The sequence below is a fragment of the Marinomonas algae genome (assembly GCF_047525555.1).
Lineage (GTDB): Bacteria > Pseudomonadota > Gammaproteobacteria > Pseudomonadales > Marinomonadaceae > Marinomonas.
This window is the reverse complement of record NZ_JBLIXK010000016.1, coordinates 1-24445: the sequence shown is the minus strand read 5'-3', so window position 1 is coordinate 24445 and position 24445 is coordinate 1. Positions and strand designations below refer to the sequence as shown.

At 42.2% G+C, this 24445-nt stretch carries 17 protein-coding genes; 9 read left to right on the top strand and 8 right to left on the bottom strand.

What is annotated here, in order from left to right; genetic code table 11:
- Positions 1-8: 8 nt before the first annotated feature.
- The 5 genes from ACMUMQ_RS15560 (at position 9) to ACMUMQ_RS15540 (ending at position 5820) form a co-directional block, all read left to right on the top strand.
- A complete protein-coding gene (locus ACMUMQ_RS15560) occupies positions 9-1550 on the top strand; it encodes an HlyD family type I secretion periplasmic adaptor subunit (RefSeq protein ID WP_414682825.1) in 1542 nt (513 codons plus the stop codon).
- A gap of 12 nt (positions 1551-1562) precedes the next feature.
- Positions 1563-2867 (top strand): TolC family outer membrane protein, encoded by a 1305-nt coding sequence (locus tag ACMUMQ_RS15555; protein WP_414682824.1) that lies wholly within the window; start codon positions 1563-1565, stop codon positions 2865-2867.
- Between the two features lie 10 nt (positions 2868-2877).
- A complete protein-coding gene (locus ACMUMQ_RS15550; protein ID WP_414682823.1) occupies positions 2878-4083 on the top strand; it encodes a glycosyltransferase family 4 protein in 1206 nt (401 codons plus the stop codon).
- Complete coding sequence (locus ACMUMQ_RS15545) at positions 4077-4337, top strand: hypothetical protein (protein ID WP_414682822.1); 261 nt, start codon at positions 4077-4079, stop codon at positions 4335-4337. Before ACMUMQ_RS15550 ends, ACMUMQ_RS15545 begins: the two co-directional genes overlap by 7 nt.
- A gap of 130 nt (positions 4338-4467) precedes the next feature.
- Positions 4468-5820, top strand: coding sequence for a glycosyltransferase family 4 protein (locus ACMUMQ_RS15540; protein WP_414682821.1), 1353 nt, complete (start codon positions 4468-4470; stop codon positions 5818-5820).
- On the opposite strand, the gene ACMUMQ_RS15535 is transcribed toward ACMUMQ_RS15540, so the two are convergent.
- The 6 genes from ACMUMQ_RS15535 to ACMUMQ_RS15510 form a co-directional block, all read right to left on the bottom strand.
- Entirely contained in the window at positions 5817-6248 is a 432-nt protein-coding gene (locus ACMUMQ_RS15535) for a DUF4214 domain-containing protein (protein WP_414682820.1), read from the bottom strand. The two genes, ACMUMQ_RS15540 and ACMUMQ_RS15535, sit on opposite strands and share 4 nt — an antisense overlap.
- Before the next feature lie 3 nt (positions 6249-6251).
- Positions 6252-7223, bottom strand: coding sequence for a GDP-mannose 4,6-dehydratase (locus ACMUMQ_RS15530; RefSeq protein WP_414682819.1), 972 nt, complete (start codon positions 7221-7223; stop codon positions 6252-6254).
- 14 nt (positions 7224-7237) lie between these two features.
- Entirely contained in the window at positions 7238-9193 is a 1956-nt protein-coding gene (locus ACMUMQ_RS15525; protein ID WP_414682818.1) for a carbamoyltransferase C-terminal domain-containing protein, read from the bottom strand.
- 1 nt (position 9194) lies between these two features.
- Entirely contained in the window at positions 9195-10427 is a 1233-nt protein-coding gene (locus ACMUMQ_RS15520) for an ABC transporter ATP-binding protein (RefSeq protein ID WP_414682817.1), read from the bottom strand.
- Positions 10424-11224, bottom strand: coding sequence for an ABC transporter permease (locus tag ACMUMQ_RS15515; RefSeq protein WP_414682816.1), 801 nt, complete (start codon positions 11222-11224; stop codon positions 10424-10426). Before ACMUMQ_RS15515 ends, ACMUMQ_RS15520 begins: the two co-directional genes overlap by 4 nt.
- A gap of 106 nt (positions 11225-11330) precedes the next feature.
- Positions 11331-12740, bottom strand: a complete 1410-nt coding sequence (locus ACMUMQ_RS15510) for a mannose-1-phosphate guanylyltransferase/mannose-6-phosphate isomerase (RefSeq protein WP_414682815.1) — start codon at positions 12738-12740, stop codon at positions 11331-11333.
- A 213-nt stretch (positions 12741-12953) separates the two neighbouring features.
- Between ACMUMQ_RS15510 and gmd the strand changes: the two genes are divergently transcribed.
- The 4 genes from gmd to ACMUMQ_RS15490 all read left to right on the top strand — a co-directional run bounded on the left by gmd (position 12954) and on the right by ACMUMQ_RS15490 (position 22339).
- Positions 12954-13934: a GDP-mannose 4,6-dehydratase gene (gmd, locus tag ACMUMQ_RS15505; RefSeq protein WP_414682814.1), complete on the top strand. Its 981-nt coding sequence runs from the start codon at positions 12954-12956 to the stop codon at positions 13932-13934.
- Positions 13935-14020: 86 nt separating this feature from the next.
- Complete coding sequence (locus ACMUMQ_RS15500; protein ID WP_414682813.1) at positions 14021-16885, top strand: glycosyltransferase family 4 protein; 2865 nt, start codon at positions 14021-14023, stop codon at positions 16883-16885.
- Between the two features lie 412 nt (positions 16886-17297).
- On the top strand, positions 17298-20888 hold the full coding sequence (locus ACMUMQ_RS15495; protein ID WP_414682812.1) for a beta strand repeat-containing protein: 3591 nt from the start codon (positions 17298-17300) through the stop codon (positions 20886-20888).
- Positions 20889-21184: 296 nt separating this feature from the next.
- Positions 21185-22339 carry a glycosyltransferase family 4 protein gene (locus tag ACMUMQ_RS15490; protein ID WP_414682811.1) on the top strand — a complete coding sequence of 385 codons (1155 nt, stop codon included), beginning with the start codon at positions 21185-21187 and terminating at the stop codon, positions 22337-22339.
- A 499-nt stretch (positions 22340-22838) separates the two neighbouring features.
- On the opposite strand, the gene ACMUMQ_RS15485 is transcribed toward ACMUMQ_RS15490, so the two are convergent.
- Together ACMUMQ_RS15485 and ACMUMQ_RS15480 are read right to left on the bottom strand one after the other, a co-directional pair.
- Positions 22839-23084, bottom strand: a complete 246-nt coding sequence (locus tag ACMUMQ_RS15485; protein WP_414682810.1) for a hypothetical protein — start codon at positions 23082-23084, stop codon at positions 22839-22841.
- Between the two features lie 17 nt (positions 23085-23101).
- Positions 23102-23740, bottom strand: coding sequence for a ParA family protein (locus ACMUMQ_RS15480; protein WP_414682809.1), 639 nt, complete (start codon positions 23738-23740; stop codon positions 23102-23104).
- Between the last annotated feature and the right edge of the window lie 705 nt (positions 23741-24445).

Genomic DNA, 24445 nt, shown 5'->3' with positions numbered 1-24445 from the left:
TTAAGACGATGCCAGACGACATTAAAAAAGACGATAACAATCAGGTGCTTCCTAAGAGTACGGCACAGAAAGAAGATCAAGCGCCTTCTAACAATGAAACAGAAGACAGAAGCTCATCTGAAGACTCACTTGAGAATGAGGCAGCTGAAGGTAAAACGCCTGAAGATGACTCTGAAGACATTATGGCGGAGAGACGAAAAGCGCTAGCCATTGCAGATGAATACGATCAAGAGATTAACCCTCTTAAAGAAAAAGACCCGACAGCCAGCGATATTAAAACCAGTGATAGATCCATCAAACTGGTTGGCTTTGCGATTATTTTTCTTGTGTTTGTTGTGTTAGGTGGTTGGAGTGCAACCGCGCCTATTGATAGTGCGGCATTAGCGTCAGGTACAGTGAAAGTTGAAAACAACCGAAAAACTGTGCAGCACTTAGAAGGCGGTATTGTGAAAGCCATTAATGTAAAAGATGGCGACAAAGTGAAACAAGGTGATGTATTGCTTGTTTTAGACCAAACACAATCATTGGCTGAATTAAGTATTTTAAAGAGCCAATTAGCAATCGCTCGTGCAAAACAGGCTCGCTTGATCGCTGAACGTGATAAAGCGGATTTCATTAAATTTCCATTTGTGGAAAGTGATGACCCTCGAATCTCAGAAGTTATGATCAGTGAGAGGGAATTGTTTGAAGCCCGCAAAGCATCTTTAAAAGGTGAAATAGGCCTACTAGAGAAAAAAATCTCTCAATTTGAAACAAGTATCTTAGGGTTAGAAGCATCGAATGCGAACAAGTCATTGTTGTTGGCTTCTTATCTTAGCGAAATTGGTGACAATGAAGCCTTGCTGGCAGATGGCTTTGTAAATAAACAAAGACTGGTTGATGTTCAACGTAACAAAGATAGAACAGAAGGTGAGATAGAAGAAAATCAATCTCGTATTGAAGGGCTACAAGTTCAAATTGAAGAAACGCGATTGCAAATATTGCAGTACAACAGAGAATTTCACCGTGATGTTTCTATCCAGCTCTCAGAAACACAGTCTCAAGTATTTGATTTAGAAGAGCGTATTTCAACCATTGCGGATAAAGTAAAACGTACCGATGTTTTAGCGCCTAGTAGCGGTATGATACTGGGATTAAACATACATACAGTTGGTGGTGTATTGGCACCAGGTACGCCGATTTTGGATATTGTTCCTGAAGGCGAAAGGCTTATTGTAGAAGCCGAAGTGTCAACTGCTGATATTGATCGTCTGTCTATTGGGATGGATGCAGATATTCGTTTTAGCTCTTTCAAAAGTGCAACAACACCTATGATTGATGGCCGTTTGATTACGCTTTCAGCAGATAGTTTATTGAACGAACAGACGGGGCTCAGTTATTACTTGGCTAGACTTGAAGTTACGCAAGAAGGTATGGATAAACTCGGTGAACTGCAGTTATTGCCAGGTATGCCAGCTGAAGTGTTGATTAATACAGGATCACGTACCGTGCTTGAGTATTTACTGCAGCCAGCCACTAATGCCATTTCTCGTTCCATGATTGAAGAATAAAGAGGCTCATTCTTGAAAAAGTTACATTACGCGTTATTAGTAACGACCTTAATAATTGGCCAAAGTGCGCATGCGGTTGATCTCTTAACCTTGCATGAAGAAACGCTTTCCTCATCACCAAGTATTGCCTCTTCTGCAGCCGATGTAGAGATGAGTAGAGCTCGTGCTAGACAGTCGCTTGGGGATCTTTTGCCCCAAGTGTCTTTGACTGCAAAAGGGACAATTACGCATTATGAGACGGCGACAACGGAAGAGGATTATAATGGTAAAAGATACCAGTTAAGCCTAACGCAGGAGCTGTTTAATAAAGCTAAATACAATGACAAAAAAGCGTCGGATAAGCGTGTAGAAGAAGCAGAAGAATACTATCTGGCCTTAGTAGCAACGGTTTCTGTAGATTTGTTAGATCGCTACACGGCTGTTCTTGCCGCTGAAGACGTTCTTGAGCAAATTACATCAGAAAAGAAGCTAACGGTGAGTGAGCTAGAATCTCAGAAATCCAAATATGAGCGCCAGCTGGCTTTGTTGACAGATGTACTTGATCTTGAAGCTCGATTCGACCGATTGGTAGCAGAAGAAATTGCTGCAGAAAATGCAGTTGCGGTTGCTCGTGCGTCATTGGGTGAGTTGGTTGGTTATGATGTGACAACGTCGTTATCTGGCTTTCGTGAAACTTTTGATTACGCACCTTTAGAAGGTCTAGACAAAGACTATTGGGTGTCTCAAGGTCTGCGTTTCAATCATCAATTAAAAGGCTTAAGAAGCAAAATCCAAGCATCGGAAGAGAGTATTAAAAGTGCTACAGCCGCGCATTTACCAACCTTATACCTTCAGTTAACGTCCAGTCGAAGTAATATAGGTTATGAAAACGCGCTCACATCAGAGTACGAATCAAATGTCGCCTCTATTAACCTAAATGTCCCTCTTTATAGCGGCGGTAAAACCAACGCAAGAGTGAATCAAATGGAAGCCGACTTTAATAGAAACAGTGCTGCCTATGAAGAAAAGAGACGACAAATATCAAAAAACATTCAGGAAGCCTATTTGAACGTTTCGGCTAACGTTGTCAGTATTAAGGCCTCTGCTAAAGCCATTGAGTCCGCGAAAAAGTCATTTGATGCGATGGAGAAAGGTTACAAATACGGTACAGCAACGGTGATTGAAGTACTCGATGCGAGAAGAGAAGTGCTGAAGCAGCAGATCGAATATCGCAAGAAGCAATACGACTATGCAGTGAACTACTTGAACTTATTAAGCTTAACTGGTCAGTTTAATAACGAGTCGATTAATCAAGTGAACAGCTGGTTAGAGAAGTAATTAATCTTCCATGACACTGAAGGTTGTTGTTAATGTCTCTTCTATATCACCGCCATTGGCGGGCATTGGCCGTTATAGCCGGTACTTAATAGAATCCCTTCTGACGAGTGACGCTGTGACTCAGATCGAAGGGGTTACGCCATATCGTACAATAGACAGAAATGGCATTCAGAAACAGTTACGTGTCTGTGATGACTTCACTCATATTCAACAGACGCCTTCTTTATCATCGAAAGTAAAAGGGGCGATGAAGCGCCAATTACAAGGCTCATCGACCACATATCAGCTGCGCAGGTTGGCCGAAAAGTGCGCACAGAAAGTGCGTACTAATTACGTGCGCACTCACTATGATACGAATAGTGTTTACTGGGACCCTGGTTTTTTACGGCTTCCGATCGACTTGCCTGCGCTTACGACCGTCTACGATTTATCCCATATTGCATACCCTGAATGTCATCCGCGAGCACGGGTTGAGTTGCTTGAGAAACAGCTTCACAAAAGCATCGAGCAATCTCAGCGTATTGTTACTATTTCTGAATTTAGCAAACAAGAAATCATCCAAGCATTTGGTGTGGATGAAGACAAAATCGCGCTGGTTCCTCCTGGCGTCAGTGATAGCTTTCGACAGATTCCAAGTACTGAAAAGCTTCTTTCTGTACGTCAACAATACTCCTTACCAGAGCGGTTCATCTTGTCTCTATGTACATTAGAGCCTCGTAAGAACCTGATTAGTTTAATCCATGCTTTTCGATTATTACCCAAACCAATAAGGCAAGCTTACCCTCTGGTGTTGGTCGGGGGGCGAGGTTGGCACAATGAAGAGATGGATAAACAATTAGATGACATGGCGCGATCGGGTGAAGTGATCTTAGTGGGTTATGTTAGCCAACATGATTTGCCTCTTTTCTATCGATTGGCCACTATGCTTGTGTATGTTTCTTTATATGAGGGCTACGGCATGCCAATCGCTGAAGCAATGGCGTCTGGCACACCGGTCATTGCCTCTAACTGTTCATCCATGCCAGAGGTCGCCAATGGCGCTTGCCTTCTGGTAAACCCATTAGATGAGAAGATGATAAGCCAAGCAATACAAGAGCTCATAGAAGATAACCGGTTGAGGAATAGCAATATTGAACTAGGGCTAGAAAACTCAACAGGCTATACGTGGCAGGCATCGTCTTTGAAACTCATACAAGCGATGAAAGCGTTATGTTGATTGCTGATCTTTTTAAGAAAATGGCAGAGCAAGATAAAGTCCTACACATCCAATACAGTGCAGGCATTATGCTAGCCAGTTATGTATTGCTGCCAATGACATGCGCAATTCTTTTTACCTTTATAGTGGGGTTATTAAAAGAATGTTGGGATCACTATTACGGTACAGGCTTTTGCTTCTATGACATGCTGGCCAATTTGATTGGTATTTTAGGTTCGGTTTTTTTATTAAGCAGTATTCTTTTTATCGTCTGACTTTACTCTGTTGAAGGCTTTATAGCTTCACTCAAAACAGGGTGAAAAATACTTGATTGGTTGCCAATTTTAGTAATGATAAAATTGGCCATTGCTGTAATTTTCTATTGGAAACAGGGTTATTATCTTAATGAAGACGGTTTATATCGATTGTACACATATATCACAAAATAATACTCTCAATACTGGAATCCAACGAGTTATCCGTCGAGTCATTGAAAATTTTGAACCGCTTTCCGCTGAATCTGAAGCGTTCAACGTGGTGCCTGTTTCCATTAGTGGCGGGCAATTTACCCCTTTAGCAACAAGCGATTTATATGCGATAAAAGCCAAGAAGGTAAGTTCGCCTAAACAGTTGTTAAAGCGCATTTATCGAGCGGTAAGAGAACTAAGCTGTACTCTTATTCCTTCTGTTCGAGTTAGACAGTTTCTCTTCGCCCATCCAGAAAACTTTGGCTTAAACTATTTAATACGCCGCACTTTAATCCAACCTGTTAGAAGCTTGAAAAGATGGGCTAAGAGCGAGAGTGCCGCGTCGCCTGAAGAAAATAAAAACCACTTCGATGCAATCAAAGATGGCGATGTATTGTTATTAATTGATGCAACTTGGCATGCCAACATCTGGGCGAGTGTCGCAGAGTGTAGAACGCGTCATGCGACTATTATTGCTGTTATTTATGACTTAATCCCCATTACTCACAAAGAATATTGTGACTCCTACCACAGTGAAACATTTAAGAATTGGATTGATGATTCAATCCAATACGTCGATCGATACATTGGTATTTCACAAACTGTGAAGAATGATTTGCTCCGCTACATGGGTGATCTTTACCCAGAAAAAATAGCAGATAAGACGTTCGATTATTTTTTGTTAGGCGGTGACTTTAAATATCAGACAACAAACACAGGAACTGTACGAGAAGAGTTAAAAAACAAGCTTGCTATTGGCTCTAATTACTTAATCGTATCGACCATAGAGCCACGTAAGAACCATCAGCATTTATTAAATGCCTTCGATAAATTGTGGGAAACGTCAGAGGACGTTAATTTGTTTATCGTGGGGCATGTAGGCTGGAAGGTTGAAAAACTCATGCAGCGAATCAAACATCACAAGCAATTGAACATCCATTTATTTGTTTGGAATGATTTGAATGACCTAGAACTGCAGTATTGTTATAAGCACGCAAAAATGTTGTTGTTCCCTTCCTATGTAGAGGGGTTTGGTCTACCTATCGTAGAAAGCTTGACGAATGGTCTTCCAGTAATGGCAAGTGACACGCCAATACACAGAGAAGTTGGGCAAGATAAAATCGGTTACTTTTCACTAGATAACCCACTCGATCTTGCTGAAAAAATAGAAGACATAGAGCAAAACGGCATTGCACCTGAATTACAAGTAGAAGCCGATTATGAATGGATAGATTGGCGTGAAAGCAGTGTTATGTTACTTGATAAAATTATGCCGAAATCATCGACCTAACAAAGTTTCTTATATAGGGCGAATATTATAGTGACTAGCTGGCCTATCATGGGCAAAGCAAACACTCGATATTTACGCAAAGAAGGAAGGCCTTGATCAGAATCTTCAAAGCGTTGTTTGCCTTCTTCTGAATAGCGAAGGAAGGCGATAATCGCCCTAGGATCGTAGCCTTTTTTAAGCTTCCTCAAGTAGTGATTAATGCTTCCTTCATCGGCTTCTCGACCTAATATTCGGCAGAAACATGCTTCAACAAAAAGCTGATCTTGTAGACTTAGTAATTGCTCTAACGACAACTTGAAAGAGCTAGGCATAGGCTCAACAAACGCCTTGAAGTCTTCATCCTGCGTTTTGAGTACAGCATTATCAATGCGAAGCGCTAAATCATCAAAGTCGATTACTTCCGTATTGTGGACCAATTTATTGGACATGCTTTACTGCTCCTGCCGTAATCCTATCAACACATCATCAAGTAGCTCATCAAGTGTCACCTTGGGAGACCATCCAGTGAATCGCTTTAGTTTATCCGCACTGCCACTGGCTTTTAGAATATCGCTTGGCCTTTGTTTCTCTGGGTCGTTTAACACAGCAACATCAACATGCGACTTTGCTAATAGGCGATCAAGAACAGACTGAATAGCCGTTGCTTGATCAGATACGATATTAAATGCTTCCCCAGAAGCTATTGTCTGTTCATTGAGTAGAAGCGCAATGTAAGCATCTACGACATCATTTACATGTAAAAAGCAGCGTTCAGCGGTTAAGTTGCCAACCATTAGTTCAGGGGGTTGTAAGCCTTTTTCGATATTCACAATTTGCTTGGCAAACGAAGGGATTACAAAATTACCAGATTGACCTGCTCCGCTGTGATTAAAAGGGCGGGCACGAATGATCTTCAATTGACCTTGATGGCGATAAGAAAACGCCGCAAGGTCAGCTGCCGCTTTACTGGCTGAATAAGGGTTCATTGGCATAAATGCCGTGTTTTCATCAACCGGGCTTTCACTCGCAAAAGACTGGCCGTAACAATCCCCAGAACCCACTTGAAGAAAAGTACAAACGGTATTGGTGTTCACCAAGGCATTGAGTAGATGCAAGACACCGTACAGGTTTACGTTCCAAGTTAAATCAGGATTATCACAGGCGGTTGGTATATGAGATATGGCCGCGAGGTTGATAACGTAGCGAGGCTGGATTTCATCAATCAGTTTTTTGATTTGCTCTTGGTCTGCAAAATTGCAGGCTCTATAGGTGACATTAGTAAGTGAGTCACCAGATAGATTTGTCGTCCGGTCATTATAATAAAGACCAACAATGTCAGCAGTAGGGAAGGCAATCGACAATTTAGGAAGCAACACAGAACCTACAAAACCTGTAGCACCGGTTACTAAAATAATGTCTTTCATTTGTCGTCCCTAACTTATTTAAAAAGGTTAATAATGGCTCGTAATGGCGATGTTATTTTCCCTGATGACTGATCAGCTTGGTCTCTTCTAGCAATTTCTTGCGCTCTAGCATCGAGTAAATCTTCTTGTTTTTTCACTAAAGCAGCATGCTCGTTTAATTCCTTTCTGAAGAAATCTATTTCAGCGGATTGCTGCTTATAATGACTAACCTGATGACGTAACCCAGTGATTTTCTGCTTTAAGTATTGATTCTCTAACGCTATGTTCTCTTTCAAAGAAATGATGTGGCCAGCAAGGTATAAGTAATCTAAACCAGACTCGAAAAAGCCCTTGAGCGCATCCTCAGCAGAACAAACAATAGGCTCTTCGTGAACATTAAAGGAAGTATTCACGATCGCAGGTTTACCACTCAATGCTTTATACGCACTGAGCACATCATATATAAAAGGGTTCGTTTCTTGCGTTACCAGCTGTGGCCTTGCGGTATTATCACAGTGAACCACAGCAGGGCATAACGTCTGCATCATTTCGGTACAGTCTAGCGTTACCGTCATGAATTGAGCGCTATGCGCCACGGCATCAATATTATAAAAACAGGAGTTAGCATCATCCTTTAAGCACATTGGAGCAAAAGGCATGAACTCGGTTCGATTCAGTTTTTCATTGAGGCTACGGTTAATGTCCGTGTCATCTGCATTCGCCAATATAGAGCGATTGCCTAATGCCCGTGGGCCAAACTCAGATCTCCCCTGGTACACAGCCACAATAGAACCATCATCTAATAGCTTAGCGACCGTCTCAGCAGGGCTTAGTGACTCATCCAATGTCATGGTTTGAACATTCTTACTGGCAAGCAATGCTTCAATTTCATGATCAGAAGAAACAGGACCTAAAAACACATGATCTGCCCGCTTCGGTGCAAACGCTTCACCTTGTGATGCGACGTGTAGCGCGGCGCCTAAAGCCGTGCCGTCATCTGCCATAGGAGGTGATACAAAAAGGTTTTTGAAGCCTAATTCACTGATTCTCTGGTTGACCTTAACATTGGCAAACAAACCGCCAGAGAGGCAAAGATTACCAAGCTCTTGACCTGTGCTTTGCCAGCTTTTAAGGATCTCAATCACATGCTGTTCCGCCAGTTTTTGCACAGCAAATGCTAAATCTTCACGGCTAACCCCAACTAAGTCTTGCTTTAGCGCTTCAATTTTCTTGATGCTCGCCGTTAGTTTGGGCACTTCCGTAGTACTGTACATATTTTCCCAGTGCAGCAAACCATCTAAGCTTCTAGGCTCTAATAACCAGTGTTTAAGTACACGGTCGCAATGTGGATTGTCTTTACCATAGGCTGCGAGTCCTGTTATTTTCCCTTCGTGTTTTAAGGGAGAAAAACCCAAAACAGCAGTCACTGCTGTATAAACAGCCGTGACATTCGCATAACGCTGGGCACCGAAACGATCAATGGCTGTGATGTTGTTCGCACGGCTAGCGTCAAATAAGCCGCCAAACCATTCTTCATTCGCCATACCGCCATCGTAAACAAAACATAAGGCTGTTTCGAAATCACTTAACCAAAACGCGGATGCGGCATGACTCACATGATGCGGTACAAAGCAAAGTTCTTTGTTCAAGTGTTTTAAGTGCTCATAAAAATCATCCTTGTGAGCCCGATCAAATGCACTGTAGTTCGCCAATGGCAAAGGGTGATGTGTGCTTTGGGCATCAATCTCACAATGGTATGACTCTTCTACAGGCAAGGCTATTTTGTCTATCTTGTCCCAAGGTATTTGATCCAAAAGAAGTTGAGGGAAGCGACCGTCTTGCTTCACTCGGGAAAGACGTTCAAGAGACACGGCAAAGATTATCTCACCACTTGGTGAAACGATCGCAATAGAGGAGTCGTGCATACCACTATAACTAAGACCAAGGATAGAGTGGGCTGGTACATCGGGAATATTGAATTCAGCAGTCATGTTATAGATTCTTACTTTTTTGCTCTATTGTGATGTTTTGATCGAGCCAATTACTGCCTTGAAAGGGCACCTTATTGGCATTAACGACGTTAAAAACTAAAGACAGATCTTGCCAGTCATAGTTGTCTGATAAATGGTTCTCTTGGCCATGAAGTGCGATAGAAACTGAGTAACTAGCCACGCCAAAATTGGCTGGTATATGAATATTAAACTGATACATCTCGCCAATATTCGGCTGTATCAATGCTTGCCCTGAATACCAGGTATTTGTGCCATAACAGACCTCACCAAGACGATCTTTTATGGCATATCCCATAACAAGTGATGGAATTTCCTCTATTATTTGGGCGTCGACACAAATACGAATAGGCTCATTAACCGCCACCGTATCTGTCTCTTGATGCTGGTGATGAAAAAGTCTTACCGATTTAATAATGGCTTTACCACTTCCCGAAGATGTCTTTAGCTTACCTTCGTTAGTAAGAGATTGCTCGATTCTTTGATCTTCTTTCTTAGTAAGAATGGCGTTATAAAGGTCGAACACTTCTTCCGGCGGACCATCTTTAATAAGGGTGCCTTGGTCAATCAAAATAGCGCGATGACACAAGCGTTGTATGGCGCTTTTATCATGGGAGACAATCAATAAGGTTGTCCCCAACTCTTGGAACTCTTTTATCTTCTGAAAGCTTTTATGCTGGAAGTAAGTATCACCAACAGACAACGCCTCATCAATGATCAATATGTCAGGCCTAAACGCGGTGGCGACAGCAAATGCAACACGTACTTGCATACCACTAGAGTACACACGAGTCGGTTCATCAAAGTAATGTCCTATCTCAGCGAATGCTTCAACTTCAGCCATTACTTCTTCTATCTGCGGAACAGAGAACCCCATTAATCCTGCGGAATGTATGACATTTTGTCGCCCTGTTAATTCTGGGTTGAAGCCCATTCCAAGCTCTAAAATAGCGGCAATGCGACCATTAACCTGAATGACACCCTTTGTTGGTTTTAGAGTCTGAGTAATCATCTTTAAGAGCGTACTTTTCCCTGCACCATTTTGGCCAATAATGCCAATTGCTTCACCTGCACCCAGAGTAAAATTGATTTCTTTCAAAACCCACTTAGCTTGAGTCTTTCGAGTATTAAAACCGAACCAACGGGCAAAACGATGAAGCTCAGATGAATAGGTAAAAAAGGCTTTTCCTAGGTTTTCTACCTTAATCAGACTCATAGTACGTCCGCCATTTCTTCTGTTGCTCGACGGAACAAGAACAAACTCAGTACTAGTGAAAGCAGAGCAATACAACAGCCCCATATTAAGCCAGTATCAAAAGATGGCGCTTGGTTATAAACAATAATGGTTTGATAGGCTTGGGTAATAGAAAACATAGGATTCAGCAGCATCAACCACTGATGGTATTTCTCAGGGATAATCGCAATAGGGTAGACGATCGGCGTGAACCAAAACCAAACCTGTAAAACAATGGGCATGATCTGCCCAATATCTCGCAAGAAAACATTAAAAATGCCCAAAATAAGCCCTAAGCTCAATGCTAATGTCACTAACAGAAGTGTCAGCGGAATAAGCCAAAACAGCATCAAAGAAAAGCTATGGCCTAAGACGACAAAAATAAGCATCATCGCAACGAACAACAGGACGTTATTTAATATCGATGAGCCTAATGCAATGATGGGCAGCGTGATCTTAGGGAAGTGCATCTTCTTCATCAAATTGCCGTTTTCAATGAAAACATTGAGACAGCGATTCATGATTTCACTGAATAAATTCCACGCTAATAATCCAGCCATAAGGTAAATCGCATACGCATAAGTGCTTTCAACTTCGGGAATTTTAGCGGCTAATACATTGGATAAAATCAGGGCATAAATCGCCACTTGGCTTAAAGGATTAATAATAACCCATAGCCCACCTAGCTTACTGCGCACAAATTTAGTCACCAATTCATTACGAATAGAGCTGAATATAAAATGCTTATAGAGAAGTAAGCTGCGAAGTGTTTCCAGCATTGGAAAAATCCTACGAGTATATCAACCAACAACAGTCTCTAATAATCACCTTAAATGGCGACCTTAAGAAACTGTCGTTAGTGAAAGAGTGCAAACCATGAATGGGTTATTCAACACGACCATAGCGGTCTTCAAAGCGCTGAATATCATCTTCACCGAGATAAGAACCAGATTGAACCTCAATGACTTCTAATGGCACCTTTCCAGGGTTTTCAAGAGAATGAATTGCACCAACAGGGATGTAAGTTGATTGGTTTTCAGTCAGTATTTTTTCTTCACCATCGCAAAATACTTTAGCCGTGCCAGAAACCACAACCCAATGTTCCGCTCGATGATGATGCATTTGCACAGACAGCTTAGCGCCAGGCTCCACACAAATACGCTTCACCTGATAACGATCTCCGCTATCAATCGAGTCATAATGTCCCCAAGGACGGTAAACTTCACGATGGCAATCGGCTTCATTTCGGTCTTGCTTGCGAAGATAAGAAACCACTTTTCTCACGTCTTGAACATGATCTTTATGAGAAACAAGCACTGCATCTTTGGTTTCAACCACAACCAAATCCTGCACACCGATCGTACTGACCAAACGGCTTTCTGAAATCACTAAGGAGTTCTTTGTTTCCTGCGCAATGGCATCGCCGCGTAGGCTATTACCATTTTCATCCTGTTTTAATACCTGGCTTAAAGCATCCCAACTGCCAATGTCGCTCCAGCCGACATCTAACGACACAACGGCTGCTAGATCCGTTTGTTCCATGACCGCATAATCCACGGAAATATCAGGGCAATCTTCAAAAACATCTGCAGGGATACGGTGGAAGTCTTGATCTCTCTTCATTGCATTGAAGGCTCTTTTGCAATGATCAAACACATCTGGCTGGTATTTCTCCAACTCGGCTAAGAAAACGCCGGCTTTGAACATAAACATCCCAGAATTCCAAAGATGCTCCCCATCATCCAAATAGCTTTGTGCTGTCGCTAAATCAGGCTTTTCAACAAACGCATCGACACGATGACCGTTCTCGTCAATTTTTTCACCGCATTTAATATACCCATAACCGGTTTCAGGCTGATCTGGAACAATACCGAAGGTCACCAAATAATTGTTCTCTGCCATCAACTGAGCTTTGGCAACAGCTTTCTGAAAACCGTTAATATCAATCACATTGTGGTCAGCAGGTAAAATCAGCAAAACATTTTCTGGCGAGGAGCTGGCCGCCATAAAAGAAGCGATCGCAATAGCCGGAGCTGTATTTCGACCAAATGGCTCTAATACGATTTTGCTCTTAGCAATCTTAGATTGTCTAAGTTGCTCGGCAACCAAAAATCGATGTTTCTCACTCGCCAATAGAATAGGTGAGCTATGGCTAGTGCCTTCTAAACGCTCTAAGGTCTGTTGTAACAGACTTTCTTCAGAGGTTAAGCTGAGGAATTGCTTAGGAAATTCTTTACGAGAAAGAGGCCACAGCCTAGTACCAGAACCGCCAGCCATTATTGCAGGTATAAACATGAGTATGCGTTGCCTTCTTAAATTGTACGCTCTTAATTGTAGGGTTTAGTGAGATTAAGACGCATTAAATGCCAGCATATTAACACCACCCCACATTCGATCATAGAGAGGTTGCGCGTTTAAGTGTCTATATGATAAGAATACGCCCCTTCAATCTTGACCTTTTTGTGCTATAGTCTCGCCTTTTTTAAAACCTCTATTTACTGGGATATTATGGACGTTAGAACGGCTTTCATTACTGGCATTACGGGCCAAGATGGTGCATATCTAGCTAAACTCTTAATCGATAAAGGCTACAAGGTAGTTGGCGCAAACCCTAGACGCAGCTCAAACGGCGTTAATTTTTGGCGTCTTGACTCGCTTGGGATTACAAATGATGTGATTCTGGAAGACTGTGACCTTGCGGATATATCGAGCTTAATACGCATATTAACGAAACACCAACCTGATGAGATCTACAACTTAGCGGCGCAGTCTTTCGTACAAACATCTTGGGTTCAGCCCCTATTAACAAGCCAAGTAACTGGTATGGGGGCAGCCCACGTACTAGAAGCAATGCGCTTGGTGTCACCAAAAGCCCGTTTCTATCAAGCGTCTACATCTGAAATGTATGGTCTTATACAAGAGCCATTGCAATCAGAAAGCACGCCTTTTTATCCTCGATCGCCTTACGCCGTTGCCAAACTTTATGCTCACTGGATGACAGTGAACTACCGTGAAAGTTTTGATCTTTACGCTTGCAGTGGGATCTTATTCAATCATGAATCACCATTGCGTGGTTTGGAGTTTGTGACCCGCAAAGTGACCGACGCAGTCGCTCGCATCAAGCTTGGCCTACAAAACGAACTACGTTTAGGCAACATAGATGCAAAACGCGATTGGGGTCATGCGAAAGACTACGTTCAAGCAATGTGGCTTATGCTGCAACAAGACACACCTGATGACTTCGTCATTGCCACAGGCCGTACAACAACCGTACGAGATATGTGTAAAATCGCGTTTGAACATGTCGGACTCAATATGGACGACTACCTAATCATAGATCCCGAATTCTTCCGTCCAGCAGAAGTTGACGTACTTTTAGGTAACCCTGCCAAAGCGAAAGAAAAGTTAGGCTGGAGTGCAACAACCACACTAGAAGAAATGATCACAGAAATGGTTGATACCGACCTAAAACTCTTATCAGAGAAATAACCTTCTCATATTTCTAGCGTTTCTCATTCCATTACAAGGATGGCTTATCCATAATAAGCCATCCTTTGTTACCAATGAGACCCAGCATGCCGGCCAAACCACAATCGAACGTTGAACCTGCTCATCCATCACAGAGCTTTCGAGACGCTAACACATCGTTACAACTGGCTTTCATTGGTGACCTGACGCCGAACAATCAACCGCTGACTTTACTCAATGCGCTGTACACACTGCGAGCTATGCAACAACAAAACATTTGCTTGCAATGGTTCACCCATTCGCCAAAAAAAGCGTATCTGACAGAAATTCAACAAAGCATTACGAACTTAGGCTTAACGCAAGCAGTAGACATTGTTGATCTCGACAAAACAGCACACTCAATCAATGACATATTGAATAAAACCGACATCTATACTTGCTTATCGGATCAGCGGAACGACGGCTTGCTTTATTCGGCACAAAAGAGAGTGACAATTGTTGCCTTACACACACCAGAGCAAGACAGCTCATACAATCAGCTTGGCCTACGGACACAAAGTCTAAATGCAGAACATTACGCCGCGACGTTACAACAAGTAATCATCAATCCAAGGTTACGCAGCGCTTTAATTAAAGCCGCGCTTGATACCGTCCAACCAACCAAAACACAAAGCCAACTTAGCGTAAGAATAGAAGGGCCGTACGATTCCAGTTACAGTCTCGCCATCGTCAACCGAGAATTTGCCAGAGCATTACATCAATTAGAACCAAACCGTATTGGCTTGTATTCAACAGAAGGTGGGGGTGACTTCCCTGCCAATCCAGCGTTTTTACAACAAGACCCTGAAATAGCCCATATCGCGGAACAAAGTCTCACACAGCCAGAGGTAGAAACCTGCTTACGTCTACTGTACCCGCCACGCGTCAGTGGAATGCAAGGCATCTATAATGGTCTGAACCTATATGGCTGGGAAGAATCCTATGTGCCGAGCGACTATATAGATGACTTTAACCAGCATCTGCAGTTTGCAACCACCATGTCACACTATGTCAGCCGAACACTGCGAAACAACGGTTGTAATATACCGCTCTTTACCACGGGCATCGGTGTTGATCACATACTGCAAACAGAAGCAGATGACAGCCTGCTACCAATCGAATTACAAAAAAAGCAACAAGAAAAAAAAGAGAAACTATACCTACTGCACATTTCCTCATGCTTTCCACGCAAAGGGGTCGATGTCCTCTTAACAGCTTACGCGAATCACTTTAATGGTGAGGATCAGATATGCCTGATCATAAAAACCTTTACCAATCCACACCATGACATTGCACAACAACTGCAAGCGTGGAGGGAAGCAGCAGACAACGCACCAGACATTATTTTAATAAATGAAGACCTCCCCACCGGGGCCATTAGAGCGCTTTATCAAACAGCAGATGTATTAGTGACACCGAGCCGAGGGGAAGGTTTTGGTTTGCCTATGGCAGAAGCCATGCTACATGACCTTCCTGTCATCACCACAGGCTATGGTGGGCAAAGTGATTTTTGCACGGACCAAACAGCTTGGTTAATCGACTATGAATTTCGCCGCGCAACCAGCCATATAAGTGGCAATAATTCTGTCTGGGTAGAACCTTATGCAGATCATTTAGGAAGCCTATTAAAAGACTTTTACCAAGCTTACCAGGAACAAAACCTCGATACGTTTTGCCAGGCGAAAGTCCAAGCCGCGAGAGCCCTAATAAACACCCAATATCGCTGGCAACACATTGCACAACGTAGCCAAGAAGCCATCGCCACATTGCCAACACTCCCAATACTCAGTCCACAGCCTAAACAAGCCATTGTGACAAGTTGGAACAGCAAATGCGGCATTGCCACCTACAGCAAGCTATTAATGCAACCCGCACTAGCCGACACCTTAGTATTAGCAAGTAAAGAAGAAAACGTAACCTGTGAAGATGACGCCAACGTAATACGCTGCTGGCAATCAGGTGGGCTACCAGGTATTGATAATCTGGAAGGATTGTTTAGCGCCATTATGAATAACACGATTGAACAAGTGATCATTCAATTCAACTTCTCGTTCTTTGATCTAGCCGCATTGAAAAAGCTATTAAAGAGATTGCATGACAGAAACATACAAACATTTTTAATACTACATTCTACAAGCGATGTGTATTGGGGCGCAGAACGGAAAAGCCTGCAAGACTTACAAACACAGCTTCAACAGGTTGAACGAATATTGGTACACAGCGTAGCGGATTTAAACCAACTAAAGCGTTTTGACCTTATTCATAATGTGAGCTTGTTTCCTCATGGTGCGAAACAAGCCGAGTTATTCGAATTGGAAGCCGATACTCCGCAACACAAAATGCGACAAACATTAAAAGATAAAACCGTACTCGCAAGCTATGGCTTCTTACTGCCTCATAAAGGGATAGATGTATTAATAGAAGCCTTTCGTTGTTATTTGCAAAAGCAACCTAACAGCCACCTTTTGCTTATTACGGCAGAATATCCAGCAGACATTTCCCGTGAACATTTAAAAGTCTGCCAACAAAAAATTATTGAATATCAGCTCACGGAACACATTACATTTATAAGTGACTTCTTAACCGATAAGGAATCCCAAGCCTGGCTGTCTTTAGCTGACTGTATCATCTATCCATACCAGCAAACGCAAGAATCTTCCAGCGCAGCAGTTAGGTGGGGATTAGCGTTACAAAAACCGGTATTTTGCACCCCATTGGCTATTTTTGATGATGTAGCAAACGCCGTTCACTTCTTATCAGGCACAAAAGCAGAGCAAATAGCAGAAGATATTTACAAAGGGTTAACAAATCAAAGGGTATTAAAAGGAAAAGCAGAAGCACAAATAGAATGGTTAAAAGAAAATGACTGGAAACGACTTTCTCATCGTTTAAAACACATTTTATCTGGCGTGTTCTTAGAAAAAAAGCTATAAAGAACAATCTCAAGTCTAATTTTTAGACAAATCGAGGTAGGCAAAAAAGCGTTTTTTTACAAATTTTTTGAAAAATACGCCCAATATGTCAAAAAAAAGCGGTTTTAGCCTTAATAAAACCTTATATAGGCTAGGCTAATCATGCTATATGCTAGATAATGTAAAAGCTGAAGTTTTTTCTTCAGTCGTACGCTGAATGGAAGAAATACATTAAAAAACGCTTGCAAATAAAACATTTATCAATGCTTGATTTGTATAGTATTCGTTACAAATTAATGTATTATTCTTTTTGGCAAAAGGATACCCGTGCAATCTTTTGGATTGTGAACCGACGGGTTCGGTGCTTAGCACGTTAAGACGGGGAAACCTCAGTCGATTCGACAATTTTTTGTATAATGGAGATAATATCAATATGGCTACCGTAGCTGAACAAGTTCAACAATTATATATCGGCCTTTTGGGCTATGCAGCAGACTCTGAAGGCGCTGCATACTGGGAAGAGCAAATCGAAGCAGAAATCGATACTCTTGCAACTTTAAACGCTAGCTTGGTTTCAACTGATGCGTATTCTGAAGGCCTAGGTTCACTTTCTCGTGAAGATGCTGTAACTGAACTTTACAATCGCATGTTCGGCCGTGACCCAGAAGACGCTGGTCTTGAATACTGGACAACAGGTGAAGGTAGCTCTGTAGCCATCTCTGACCTAGCAATTACTTTCCTAGACGCCGCTCTTGACGACGACGCTGTTACTCTTGAAAACAAAGCAGAAGCAGCTATAGCTTACACAGCAGCAGCAGGCGATTCTTACTCTGAAACTGAAGCGGCAGCATTCCTTGCTGACGTTGATTCTACTGACAGCTCTCTTGATGACGTTCTTGAAGCCATTGAAGAAGCTTACCCAACAGTAGAAGAAGAAGGCGAAACAACTGTATTGACTGAAGGCCGTGACAACATCACTGGTACTGACAACGCAGACGAATTCCTAGCATACGTTGGTCAAAACTCTGACGGTGCACTTTCTAACGCATTGGCAACTGGCGACATCATTGATGGTGGCGCAGGTACTGATACATTAGAAGCAACTTTAATCAAAGACGGTACAGTTGATGACGGTACTGCTTTTGATGTAACTCCAATCTTGGAAAGCGTTGAAAACATCCGTATCGAAGCACTAGAAGATGTAACTCTAGACGCTGACCACATCGAAGAAGAAGAGCACTACGCATCTGACAAATCTGACGCTGACTTGGTTATCACTAACATCGATATCGAGTCTACTGAAGTAACTCAAGACGTTACTTTCGAAATGAAAGATACTGAGCAGTTCTCTGACTTAGAAGCTTACTTCAACGAAGAAGATCTAGTTGCTGAGCCAGACGAAACTTCTGGTAGCGCAAGCGTAACTATCCAAGTAGCTGACGGTGCACAAGCAGTAGGTACAACAACACCTCTTGCTAACATGACATTCGACATGAGCTTCGTACAAAACGGTACGACTTACTCTTTCGAAGACATCGAATCAACTGACGGCACTTATGCTGGTTTGGTTACAGCGATCGAGACAGCATTGTCTGAAGATGGCCTAACAAACTACGAAGTAGAGCTAGACGGTGAATTCACTACGTTCGAAACAGACAACGCTGACTTCGATCTTAACTACACTGGTTACTACATCACTATCACTGATACTGATGGTAACGAGTTTGAAGACATCACTTTTGCTCCAGAGCAAAAAGCGGGTTCTGAAGTTGCTATCTTGTTAGCACAATCTGAAGTAAACGCTGAATCTACAACAACTTCATTCGTTGTTGAAGCTGACGTTATCGTTGACAACGTTGGTCGTGGTTCTAACGGTGGTGAAATCATCATCGGTTCTACTTCTTCTTCTGATTCTTCAACTGGTGTTAACACAATCAACGTTATTGTACGTGATAGCTCTGTCATCTCTGACATCTCTTCTACAAACGATGCATTGGAAAACATCACAATCACAAACGATGAAGGCTACGAAGGTGACTTCGTATTAGCTAACGCAGACTTCGAAGATGAAGATGCAGATACAACAGACTCAGACAACTACTTCGGTAACGTTGACCAAGAGAACCTACTAAAAGAAGGTCTAGACACTATTACTGTGACTGACTTCACTGGTGATGTTGTATTGGGTCGTGACAACGACATCGTTGACCTAGGCACATTGTCTGCGTCTTCTGGCGTAACAGGTGACGTAACATACAATGCGACACTAAACGACGACGCTTACGTTGCAACGACAGGTTCTGGTAACGACACGCTTGACATCACTCTAGATGACAACCGTATCGAAGCGAACACTGACAGCGATACTTCTATCTCTATCTCTACTGGCGCTGGTAACGACACTATCACTGTTGACGAAACAGATGATGCTGTAGAAATTACAACAGCAACAATCGATTCTGGTGCAGGCGATGACGTTATCTACGGTAACGATGTTACTGTTGACGTTGAAGCAGGCGCAGGTGATGACGTTGTTTACGTTGAAAACACTGGCACTAACGCATTGCTAGTTGTTGCTACAACTGCGATGTACACAACTGGAACAGCAGCTACAGATACGACTGCTTCTACAGACGGTGAGATCCACTTCTTGGATGGCCGTGAAGTAACTGTGTCTATCTCTACAAGCGGCCTTGCTGCAGACGAGTTGAACACAACTTTCGAATCTGAAGCGATCGAAATCACAGCATCTACTGGCACAACGTTGACAACTATTGACGACTTGAACGAAGCCATCCTAGAAGCTGTTAATGAAAACGAAGTGTTGAACAAAATCGTTGAAGCTTATGTAGATGAAAACAACAACGTTGCATTCAAATACCTAGTAGACGGCGTACAAAACATTGCAGGTATTGAAATCACAGTATCTGACCAAGAAACAGCTACCGTGACTTCTTCTATGGAAGCAGATTACGAAGAGTTGTTAAATGACTCTACTGCTAGTGCACAAACTGCTTATGACGCTGTAGATGCATTGGGTGAAGAAGTATTCGTTTCTGCTGATACTCTTTACGAAGGTTCTACTATCACGCTCACTGCTGGCACAGCTGGTAATGAAGTGACTGTAACAATCGGTGATGTAGAAGTGACTTACACAACAGCAGCAACAGCAGCTGCGGATGGCATTGCGTTAACAGCAGCACTTGTTGAAGCAGGCTTCTACGCAGCTGATGATGGTGCAGGTGTCGTTTCTGTTGTGACAGAAGATGAGATCTTGTTCTCTGATGATGCAGCAGGTGGTACAGCATCTACTGCAGTTATCGTAAACGATACACTTCTTGATGCTGCTGATGTTGGCGCGCTAGGTACTGACTCTGTTGATACTGATAACGCAAACACTGTGAACGCAGGTTCTGGTGACGACGTAATTGTCTTGGGCTCTGAAGACACTGCAACGGATACAGTAGTGTGGACTGGTTACAACCAAGGTGACGACACTATCGTTCACTTCGTATCTGGTACTGACGAGTTAGACTTCACGTCTTACTTGACTGGTACTGTTGAATCGAACAACTCTGGTTCGACTTCTGAAGAGTCTGAAGTAGCATTGACTAACACTGTTGATGCTTCTCTTGACTTCACAGCGAACAGTATCAACTTGGTTGATTTCGGTGATCTAAGCGGCGTATCTGCAACTCAAACACTTGAGACTTTGACAACAGCTGAATTAGAAGCTGCTCTTGAAGCTGCAGATGCAACAACGACTCTAAGTGCTACTGCTTCAACTGTCGGTGACTTGTACCAGGACGACGGTGTGTCTATCTTGATCATTCAAGATGCTGATAACGCTGGCGGCGCTGTAACAGGCGATGATACTGACCTTGGTACATACTCTGTGTACGAAGTAACATACGAAGATGCTACTTATGTAGCAGGCGATGCAAACCTAGACTTCTCTGTTACTTTGATCGGTACATTCGACCTAGGCGACGATGTATTAGCTACAGGTGACCTAACTCTTTAATACTCTTGCTTGAGGGAGAGCCTAACGGCTTCTTCCTCAAATAAAGTATTAATAGGTTCGATAACCTCATACCTAAAAAAGCCTTGGCTTAATAAGGTATGTAAAAAACCCAATATCCTTTGGATATTGGGTTTTTTTTATCACTGTAAACCATCTTATTTTTTAGATCCCTATTCTGTCTTTTTCATGAATGCTGGTTGTCTGCTGCTGCTCGGTGTAAAATACCTCCCACCTCCTACCGTACAATGCTGTTGTACTCATTTTGCTCATTGCTAGTTTATTGCTTAGGAACTCTTTTGAACGTTCTACATTTTTATAAAACCTACTTCCCCGATACATTCGGTGGCATTGAGCAGGTCATTAGTCAATTAGCAAACAGTACTGAAGCTTTGGGTGTACACAGCACCGTTCTTTCACTGACTCCTAATAAGCAAGTTGAAAGCCCGATCAAGGTGGGCAATCAAACGGTATATCGAAGCCACAGTGCGTTTGAATTAGCCTCTACGCCTTTTTCTTTTAAGGTGTTTAAGCAATTTAAAGATTTGGTTGATCGAGCGGATGTCATTCACTATCACTTCCCTTACCCTCTGGCCGACGTGCTGCATTTTATGTACGCCAGGAACAAGCCTTGTGTGGTGAGCTACCATTCAGACGTGGTAAAGCAAAAAACCTTGCTGAAGCTTTATAATCCGCTTCAGAATCAATTTTTACGCAGTGTTGATCGTATTGTGGTGGCCTCCCCTAATTACTTGAACAGCAGCGATGTATTGCCGCCTTATCGAGATAAGATTTCTATCATTCCTTACAGCCTGGAGCCGACCTCTTACGCGAGCCCAAGCCAGGAACGACTCGACCATTGGCGCGATATATTGGAAGAAAAGTTCTTTTTGTTTGTTGGCGTTGCACGTTACTACAAAGGGCTTCATGTGCTGATCGAAGCCGCCAGTCAGTTGTCTTATCCTGTGGTGATTTTGGGATCGGGACCATTAGAAGATGCGCTAAAACAGCAAGCAAAAGACGCAGGCGCAGACAATGTTATTTTTCTCGGCGCTTTGGATGATGAAGACAAGACCGCGCTGTTAAACCTGTGTTACGCGTTTGTGTTTCCATCTCACATGCGGTCAGAAGCTTTTGGGATCTCATTGTTAGAAGCGTCAATGAATGGCAAACCCATGATCTCTTGCGAGATTGAAACAGGCACCAGTTACATCAATATTGACCAGGAAACCGGCTTGGTCATCCCACCGAATAATGCCCTCGCCTTACAGGAAGCCATGCAAACTTTGTGGCAAGATGAAGCGCTTGCTTCACAGTTTGGCGAGCAAGCCAAAGCGCGTTTCTACGAACTGTTTAGCCGAAATAAAATGGCGGCAGGTTATTACGACTTATATCAAGAAGTCTGTAAGGAAAAAGGTGTTTTTAATACCTCTTCAACGGAACTAAATAACTAAAATATTAAGTCACTTCCTATCAATTTTGATAGGAGAAACCATCGTATAGACATGATCAACTCCAGGTGACACCACCGAATTTTCGCTAAAAAAACCGCATTTCCCTCATATCCGCCCTTCTAGGTTGCACGAAGAAATCAACCTAGAAGGGGCGTGGTTATTGGGATACAGGGGGTTCACTTTACAGTTTCCGCTTTACAGTTTCCGCTTTACAGTTTCCGCTTTACAGTTTCCGCTTTACAGAAACATTATTTTATATCGGTGATGATGGTCGTTTTATATTTGTTGATTAAAGAATCATTTTAAAAAGTGTTCGGCATGCCGAACACTTTAAGTGTCTGAAGCGTTAAAAAAGAAGGTGGTTTGCATGTTCCATGAAGGGGAAGTCACGATGTTTTTTGAATCAAAAAAAGCCTCTTAAAGCTGTTTTTTCATCGGCTTTAAGAGGCTCTGTTAAGTCTAATTGGTCGCGCTGTATGCTCAGACCTGTTCTATGAAATCACTCAAAAACGTCTGTTGACTCTCTGAGTTTGTGTTTTAAGTAACGCCCTATTGGCACCATTCCGGCTTTTTGTTTCAGTGTTTCATATTCGCTGGCAGAGATTCTTAGGCTGATCACTTTGTCGGCTTTTTTCACTTCTGCTGTTTTTGTCTCGGCTTTTTTTTCTAACAAGCTGATGTCGGTTTCATCCGGCAATTTCTTTTCTTGTTTGATTTTTAAACTCGATAGATCGTTCTTACCCATGATTATGTTTACCCGTATTAAAGTCCAATGTGTTGGTAGATGTCTTCAAATTGCACGGCAACATCACGATAGCTGTATTTTGCCAGCGGATTTTCGGCCATCATTTGTTGGATGGATTTTTGCTGCTCAAAAATGCTGTCGAATACTTTAGAGAATTTCAAAGGCAAAACAGGTATGTCGTGTTCAGGGAATTTCTCGTGTACGGCGTTTGCAATGTTTTGATAGTCACTGCTTTGTCGCCAATCTCCCGTGAAGGTTTCACGCTTGCCTTTTTGTAGCTTGGTGGCCACTACGATGATGTTTTGGTTGTATTGCTGAATTTGGTGAATGGTGTTTAATCCTGCAACCAAACTTTTGTATTCATTGTAAATAGGAACAATCACGACATCGGACATGGTTAGCGCGGACGTAATGCTGACAGCCAGCTTGGAAATGGAACCGGCAAGATCAAATACAATATCTACGTCCATGTCTTTTAATTCGCTCGGAAAGGGCTCTTCTGTATCCAGAGCAATAAGCTGATCGTCTTCAATTAGGCTGTCGTAGATATGGAAAGCTTCGTTGGTCCCAACACAGAAGTTCTTATCAAGTGCGATATTGGTTGATATTGGGGTTTTACCAGCGGAACCTTTGGAACTATAAATGGCTATTTTCATGATATTAAGGGCTCAATCCTTCAGCGGTATTCATTCTTATATTGCCCGACTGAATAAGGAATGAAAAGCTAAAATCAGACTTTTAGTAAACATATAGATAATGTTTACATCTAATAAAAGTTTTCAAAAACGACAGGAAAACTAAAGTGACAAGTAAACATTATATTTTTCATATACTTATATAAACCGTAAATATTTAAAAACAAACAACACAAGATTTCTTGTAGTAAAAGTTTACAAAACATACAAGAAAACAAAAATTCGCGACTTAGGAATAAAACAAAGAGAAGTGGCTTATGATTCCCGATCATCAAAACAAATGTAAACATGTCATTTTTGAAAACAAGTTTTCACAGTAAACAGAGAAATAAAAGAATAAGATGGCTTAGAAGAAAACTACAAGTAAACAAAACATAAAAGTAAACTTAATTTACATGAAAACATGTAGTTCTTGTAAACTCGTGCAATATCAATCAGTTAATAACATCTCATAGATGTCGCTTTGGTTTAGTTGTAGTAGGTGAAGGTATGGAGAAGAAATTAAACACAAAACCACCACAGAGCCCGTCAGGTCACTTTTCACCAAACACCACGTTTTACATGGAATTTTACAAAAATATCGCTAAATGGCTCCACAGAGCCTCTGAGCGGCATTTTTTCACTATTCAACAAAAAAATTTTCGATAAATGCGCAAAAGAGAATGA